Origin of the sequence: Pseudomonas sp. B1-22 (assembly GCF_050474425.1) — a bacterium.
GTDB lineage: Bacteria > Pseudomonadota > Gammaproteobacteria > Pseudomonadales > Pseudomonadaceae > Pseudomonas.
In genome coordinates this window covers 399,853-406,430 of record NZ_JBCHVH010000007.1, presented here as the reverse complement: position 1 = coordinate 406,430, position 6,578 = coordinate 399,853, and the positions used below count along the sequence as shown (strand labels likewise).

General features: G+C 67.7%; 4 protein-coding genes and 1 pseudogene. All 5 read right to left on the bottom strand.

The annotated features are described in order from the left end of the window. Window positions 1-199 (bottom strand): annotated as a pseudogene (glyA, locus tag ACQ5BL_RS26670) (serine hydroxymethyltransferase); the annotation flags it as partial. 64 nt (window positions 200-263) lie between these two features. After that, entirely contained in the window at window positions 264-3,137 is a 2,874-nt protein-coding gene (gcvP, locus tag ACQ5BL_RS26665; RefSeq protein ID WP_430293347.1) for an aminomethyl-transferring glycine dehydrogenase, read from the bottom strand. A gap of 10 nt (window positions 3,138-3,147) precedes the next feature. After that, entirely contained in the window at window positions 3,148-3,519 is a 372-nt protein-coding gene (gene gcvH, locus ACQ5BL_RS26660; protein WP_243807682.1) for a glycine cleavage system protein GcvH, read from the bottom strand. A gap of 328 nt (window positions 3,520-3,847) precedes the next feature. After that, a complete protein-coding gene (locus tag ACQ5BL_RS26655) occupies window positions 3,848-5,365 on the bottom strand; it encodes a sigma-54-dependent transcriptional regulator (protein WP_207886100.1) in 1,518 nt (505 codons plus the stop codon). A gap of 40 nt (window positions 5,366-5,405) precedes the next feature. Then, on the bottom strand, window positions 5,406-6,305 hold the full coding sequence (locus tag ACQ5BL_RS26650) for a LysR family transcriptional regulator (protein WP_207886101.1): 900 nt from the start codon (window positions 6,303-6,305) through the stop codon (window positions 5,406-5,408). Between the last annotated feature and the right edge of the window lie 273 nt (window positions 6,306-6,578).

The window sequence follows — 6,578 nt, the reverse complement described above, 5'->3', positions numbered from 1 at the left end:
CACCGTAGTAGCGCTTGCCCGGATAGCCTTCGGCGTACTTGTTGGTCAGCCCGCTGCCCTGGGCCTGCATGACGCGCTTGCTGGTGTAGTTCTCCGAGGCGATCAGCTCGAGGTGGTCTTCCTGGCGGGCCTCCTCGGCATCCATCGCCGCGAGCAGTTCGTCGTCATAGCCCTGGATCTGGTCGTGCTTGCTGAACATGGATGAATCCTCACGAATGTCGGGTGGGGCGCGGCCCGGCACAAGCCAGGCCGCGCCAGCGGCTTCAGGCTTCCTGGTAGCTTTCCAGCGACGGGCAGGCGCAGATCAGGTTGCGGTCGCCATGCACGTTGTCGACGCGGCCCACCGGCGGCCAGTACTTGCCGTCGATCAGGCCGGCAACCGGGAACACGGCCAGTTCGCGGCTGTACGGATGAGTCCATTCGCCGACCAGCTCCGCCGCGGTGTGCGGGGCGTTCTTCAGCGGGTTGTCCTCGGCGTGCAGCTCGCCGCGTTCCACCGCGCGGATTTCCTCGCGGATGCGGATCATGGCGTCGCAGAAGCGGTCCAGCTCTTCCCTGGATTCGCTCTCGGTCGGCTCGACCATCAGCGTGCCGGCCACCGGGAAGGACATGGTCGGGGCGTGGAAGCCGTAGTCGATCAGGCGCTTGGCCACGTCGTCGACGCTGATCCCGCTGCTGTCCTTGAGCGGGCGCAGGTCGAGGATGCATTCGTGGGCGACCAGGCCGTTGCCGCCGCTATAGAGGATCGGGTAGTGCTCTTCCAGGCGGCGGGCCACGTAGTTGGCGTTGAGGATCGCCAGCTGCGAGGCACGGCGCAGGCCGGCGCCACCCATCATGCGGATGTACATCCAGGTGATCGGCAGGATGCTGGCGCTGCCGAAGGGCGCCGCGCTCACCGCACCGACCTTGCGCTCCAGCTGCTCGCCGTGGCCCGGCAGGAAGGGCGCCAGGTGGGCTTTCACGCCGATCGGGCCGACGCCCGGACCGCCGCCGCCGTGGGGGATGCAGAAGGTCTTGTGCAGGTTCAGGTGGGAGACGTCGCCGCCGAACCGGCCCGGCGCGCAGAGGCCGACCATGGCGTTCATGTTGGCGCCATCGATGTACACCTGGCCGCCGTTGTCGTGGACGATGGCGCAGATTTCGCGGATGCCTTCCTCGAACACGCCGTGGGTCGAGGGGTAGGTGATCATCAGCGCGGCCAGGCGCTCGCGGTGTTCCTCGGCCTTGGCGCGCAGGTCGGCGATGTCGACGTTGCCCTTGGCGTCGCAGGCGCTGACCACCACGCGCATGCCGGCCATCTGTGCGGTGGCCGGGTTGGTGCCGTGGGCGGACGAGGGGATCAGGCAGACGTCGCGGTGACCTTCGCCACGGCTGGCGTGATAGGCGCGGATCGCCAAAAGACCAGCGTACTCGCCCTGGGAGCCGGCATTGGGCTGCAGCGACACGGCGTCATAGCCGGTGGCGGCGCAGAGCATGGCCTGCAGCTCGTCGGTCAGCTCGCGGTAGCCCGCTGCCTGTTCGGCGGGGGCGAAGGGGTGCAGGTTGCCGAATTCCGCCCAGGTGACCGGGATCATCTCGCTGGCGGCGTTCAGCTTCATGGTGCAGGAGCCCAGCGGGATCATGCTGCGGTCCAGCGCCAGGTCCTTGTCCGCCAGTTTGCGCAGGTAGCGCATCAGCTCGGTTTCCGAGTGGTAGCGGTTGAACACCGGGTGTTCGAGGAAGGCCGACTGGCGCAGCAGCGCGGCCGGCAGGCGGCTGGCGGCGGAGGCGGCGAGGGCGGTGAAGTCCGGCGCGGCCTGGCTGTTGGCGAACAGTGCCCAGAGTTGCTCGACATCCGCCGGGGTGCTGGTTTCGTCGAGGGCAATGCCGACGCGCTGGGCGTCGACGCGGCGCAGGTTGATCCGCGCGGCCTTCGCCCGTTCATGCAGGGCGGCGACCTGGTCGGCGTTGCCGAGGTTCAGGGTCAGGCTGTCGAAGAAGCTGTCCTGCTCCACGGTCACGCCCAGCTTGGCCAGGCCCAGGGCGAGCACGGCGGTCAGCTGGTGGATGCGCTGGGCGATCTTCTTCAGGCCCTTGGGGCCGTGGTAGACGGCGTACATGCTGGCGATATTGGCCAGCAGTACCTGGGCGGTGCAGATGTTGCTGGTGGCCTTCTCGCGGCGGATGTGCTGCTCGCGGGTCTGCATGGCGAGGCGCAGGGCGCGGTTGCCGAAGCGGTCGATGGAGACGCCGACCAGGCGGCCGGGCATGTCGCGCTTGAACGCATCGCGGGTAGCGAAGTAGGCCGCGTGCGGGCCGCCGAAGCCCAGCGGCACGCCGAAGCGCTGGGCGCTGCCGAGCACCACGTCGGCGCCGAATTCGCCCGGCGGGGCGAGCAGGGTCAGGGCCAGCAGGTCGGCGGCTACCGCCACCAGGGCGCCGGTGGCATGGAAGCCGGCAATGGGCGCGCGGCAGTCGAGCACGTCGCCGTGGCTCGCCGGGTACTGCAGCAGGGCGCCGAAGTAGGGGCTGAAGTCGGTCAGCGCCTGCTCGTCGCCGACCACGACTTCGATACCCAGCGGTTCGGCGCGGGTGCGCAGCACGTCGAGGGTCTGCGGGTGGCAGTGCACGGAGGCGAAGAAGGCCTGGGCCGCCTTGTTCTTCGACAGGCGCTTGCAGAAGGTCATGGCCTCGGCGGCGGCGGTCGCTTCGTCGAGCAGCGAGGCGTTGGCGATCTGCATGCCGGTCAGGTCGCTGACCAGGGTCTGGAAGTTCAGCAGGGCTTCCAGGCGGCCCTGGGAGATTTCCGGCTGGTAAGGGGTGTAGGCGGTGTACCAGGCCGGATTTTCCAACAGGTTGCGCAGGATCGGCGCCGGGGTGTGGCAGGGGTAGTAGCCCTGGCCAATGTGGGTCTTGAACAGTTGGTTCCTGCCGGCGATGGCCTTGATCGCGGCGAGCGCGTCGGCTTCGCTCTGGCCGGCTCCCAGCGGCAGCACGCTGCTGCCCTTGATGCTCTCGGGGATGACGCTGGCGGTCAGCGCTTCGAGGTCGGCGTAGCCGAGCAACTCGAGCATGGCGCGGACATCGCTGTCGCGCGGGCCGATGTGGCGGGCGACGAATTCGTCCTGGGTACCCAGGGCATTGTCATGGCTGGCCATGGTGGGTTCCTCAGGCGCTGATCAGTTGCTGGTAGGCGGCTTCGTCGAGCAGCGCGGCGAACTGGCCGGCGTCGCTGGGGCGCATGCGGAAGAACCAGCCGCCGTTCTGCGCGTCCTCGTTGACCAACTCCGGGGAGCTTTCGAGGGTGGTGTTCACTTCGACCACTTCGCCGTCCAGCGGCATGAGGATGTTGCTGGCCGCCTTCACCGATTCCACGGTCGACACTTCGTGGCCGGCGTCGTAGGTGCCCGGCTCGGGCAGTTGCACGAAGACCACGTCGCCGAGGGCTTCCTGGGCATGGTGGGTGATGCCGACGGTGATCAGGCCATCGGCATCCAGACGCAGCCATTCGTGTTCGACGGTAAAGCGCACTTGGCTCATGGGAACTCCTCGGGGTCAGACTCGCCGCTTCTTCAGGCGGGCGATTGGGATTGGCTCGTGTCGGGTAACGAGCGGTGTCGAGGAAGTAAGAGCAAGGCGGATGCCAGTTTTATTTTTTATATATAAATCAAATAGTTATGATTTATATGGGAGAGATTTTGTGATGCAGGTGTATTGAATTCGATACGACGGCTCCGGGTCGGCTAGCGGCGGCCTGTGGTCAGGCCGCGCAGGGCTAGGCGGGGAGCTGTCTGTATTGAAATGAGTACGATGTATTGAAATCGATACGATAAGCCGGAAGGCCCGTCCTTGAGCGCTTTCGCTGGACTCAGGCCTTGCCGGGGATACCGTACTTGCGCAGGCGGGTGGCGATTGCGCTGTGGGAGGTGTTCAGGCGCGCGGCCAGTTGCCGGGTGGAGGGATAGCTGCCGTAGAGGCGGCTGAGCAGGTCCTTCTCGAAGCCTTCGACGGCCTCTTCCAGGCTGCCGATCTCGCCGCTGGCCAGGGGCGCCACGGCGGTGGCGATGTCCAGGTCGTGGATTTCCACCAGCGTGCCCTCGCACACGGCGGCGGCGCGGAAGATCACGTTCTGCAACTGGCGCACGTTGCCCGGCCAGCGGTTGCCGAGCAGCGCGGGGAAGGCGCTGGCCGCCAGCCGGCAGGGCGGGCGCTGGATCTGCGTGCAGGCGTGCTGCATGAAGTGCCGGGCCAGTTGCAGGATGTCCTGGCCGCGTTCGCGCAGCGGCGGCACTTCCAGGTTGAGCACGTTGAGGCGGTAGAACAGGTCTTCGCGGAAGCTGCCTTCGCCGACCATCTTCTCCAGGTCGCGGTGGGTGGCGCTGAGTATGCGCACGTCGACCTTCACCTCGCGGTCGCCGCCGATGCGGCGGAAGCAGCCGTCGCTGAGGAAGCGCAGCAGCTTGGCCTGCAGGTAGGGCGACATTTCGCCGATCTCGTCGAGGAACACCGTGCCCTGGTGGGCCAGCTCCAGCAGGCCCGGCTTGCCGCCGCGCTGGGCGCCGGTGAAGGAGCCGGGGGCGTAGCCGAACAGTTCGCTCTCGGCGAGGCTTTCCGGCAGCGCCGCGCAGTTCAGCGCGAGGAAGGGTTGGGCGCTGCGCGCGCTGGCGGCGTGGCAGGCGCGGGCCACCAGTTCCTTGCCGGTGCCGGTTTCGCCATGGATCAGCAGCGGCGCATCCAGGGCGGCCACGCGCATGGCGCGGGCCTTGAGCGCGCGCACCGGCTGCGAATCACCGATCAGCGCGTCGAAGCCTTCGGCGTGGTCGTGGTGCAGCGCGGCCAGGCGGCCGCCGATGCGGTTCGGCGGGTAGAGGGTGAGCAGGGCGCCGGTGAGGTTGTCGTTCTCGTGGATCGGCGTGGCGTCGAGCAGCAGCGCCTGGCCGCGCAGGGTGACTTCGCCCAGCGGCACGCGGAAGCCCTGTTCCACCAGGGTGGCGGCCAGCGCCGGGTCGTCGAACAGTTCGGACAGCAGGCGGCCCTCCGGCGGCTGCTCGCAGAACTGCAGCAGCGCCGGGTTGGCCAGCAGCACGCGGCCTTCGGTATCGACCGCCAGCACCGGGTCGCTCATCGCCGCCAGCAGGGCATCCAGCTGCAGGCTGCGGCGCTGGCCGGGGAGGATGTCGACCACGGTCACCGCTTCCACCCCGCGCACCTGCAGCAGCGCGCCGCGCAGCTCGTCGAGCACGGTGAAGCTCAGCGCCGGGGCGTCGATGTAGACGTTCGGCGGCACCATCTCCACGGCATCGAGGTTGAGGTTGCGGCCGACCAGCAGCGCCAGGACTTCCTGGGTGATGCCGACGCGGTCGATGAAGCTGACGTGGATGCGCATGGAGAGGCTCTACGGAAAGTGTGCGTTCAGTATCTTCGGGTCAGCGCGCGCAGGCCGCCAGGTCTTCGAGGAAGGCGCGCAGGATCGGCGGCGGCGCCGCGCCACGGCGGGTGATGGCGTCGAAGGGCGACATCAGGTTCAGCGCGCTGGCGCCCAGGCGGCGCATCTCGCCGGTCTTCACCCATTGCTCGGCGAAGTGTGCCGGAAGGAAGCCGATGTAGGCACCCGAAATGATCAGGATCGCCGCCGCCTCGATGTTCTCCACGGTGGCCGCCGCCTTGCTCACGCCCAGTTGTTCCAGGTCGTACTGCTGCATGTAGCCGCGCGCGACGATGCGGCTGCTGCGCACCTCTTCGAGCAGGCGACCGTTCTGCGCCTGGCTGGCGAACAGCGGATGGCGGCGCCCGCAGTACAGGCCCAGGGCCTCGTTGTACAGCGGGTGGTAGGAGAGCCCGGCGACGCGCAGCGGGAAGTGCCCGATGGCGAGGTGCAGGCGGCCGTCCAGCACGCGCTCTTCCAGTTCGGCCGGCGCACCGATGTAGACGTTCAGGTGGGCGTCGTGGCCGCGCGAGACGAAGCGCTGGGTGGTGCGCGGCAGCGGCGAGTCGGGGTCGGTCAGCGTCGAGTCGATGATGCCCAGGTTGAGCTGGCCGCTGATGTGCTGCTTGAGCACGTCGGTGTCCATGCAGAAGCTCTCCACCGCCGACAGCAGGCGCTGGGTGGCCTCGTGGATGGCGACGCCCTGTTCGGTGAGGCGGAAGCCGCTGCGCCCGCGCTGGCAGAGCTTGACCCCCAGGCGCGTTTCCAGGTGCGTCATCTGTTCGCTGATGGTCGACTGGCCGGTGTTGAGCGCGGCCTGGGCGGCGGAGAAACCGCCGCAGCGGACGATGGTGGCGAACACCCTGAGGAGTTTCAGATCGACGTCGTGAAGCTGGATCACCGGGGTCTCCTGTCCGACTGGTCACATCGCCTGGGCTGATATGAGCGCTGGATCGTCTTGTTTTTCCCAAGGTAAACCGGCGGCGCCGGGAATCGCAACGGCGGGGGCGTTGCAAAAGTGCCTGCCCGGATCGTACAGCGCCCGCTATTCGCAGGCCTTGGCGCACTGAGTAATCGCTGAAAGGCGCGTTCCAGACACCTGCGCTGGCGCGCGAAAGCTAGAGAAGGGCAGTGTCGGATACTTCGGCAGGGCCGATGTGAGTATCTGAACTTG

What these genes read in the sequence shown, in the direction of transcription:
- gcvP (WP_430293347.1), bottom strand. Translation starts at nt 3,137, where the DNA reads ATGGCCAGCCATGACAATGCCCTGGGTACCCAGGACGAATTCGTCGCC.
- gcvH (WP_243807682.1), bottom strand. Translation starts at nt 3,519, where the DNA reads ATGAGCCAAGTGCGCTTTACCGTCGAACACGAATGGCTGCGTCTGGAT.
- ACQ5BL_RS26655 (WP_207886100.1), bottom strand. Translation starts at nt 5,365, where the DNA reads ATGCGCATCCACGTCAGCTTCATCGACCGCGTCGGCATCACCCAGGAA.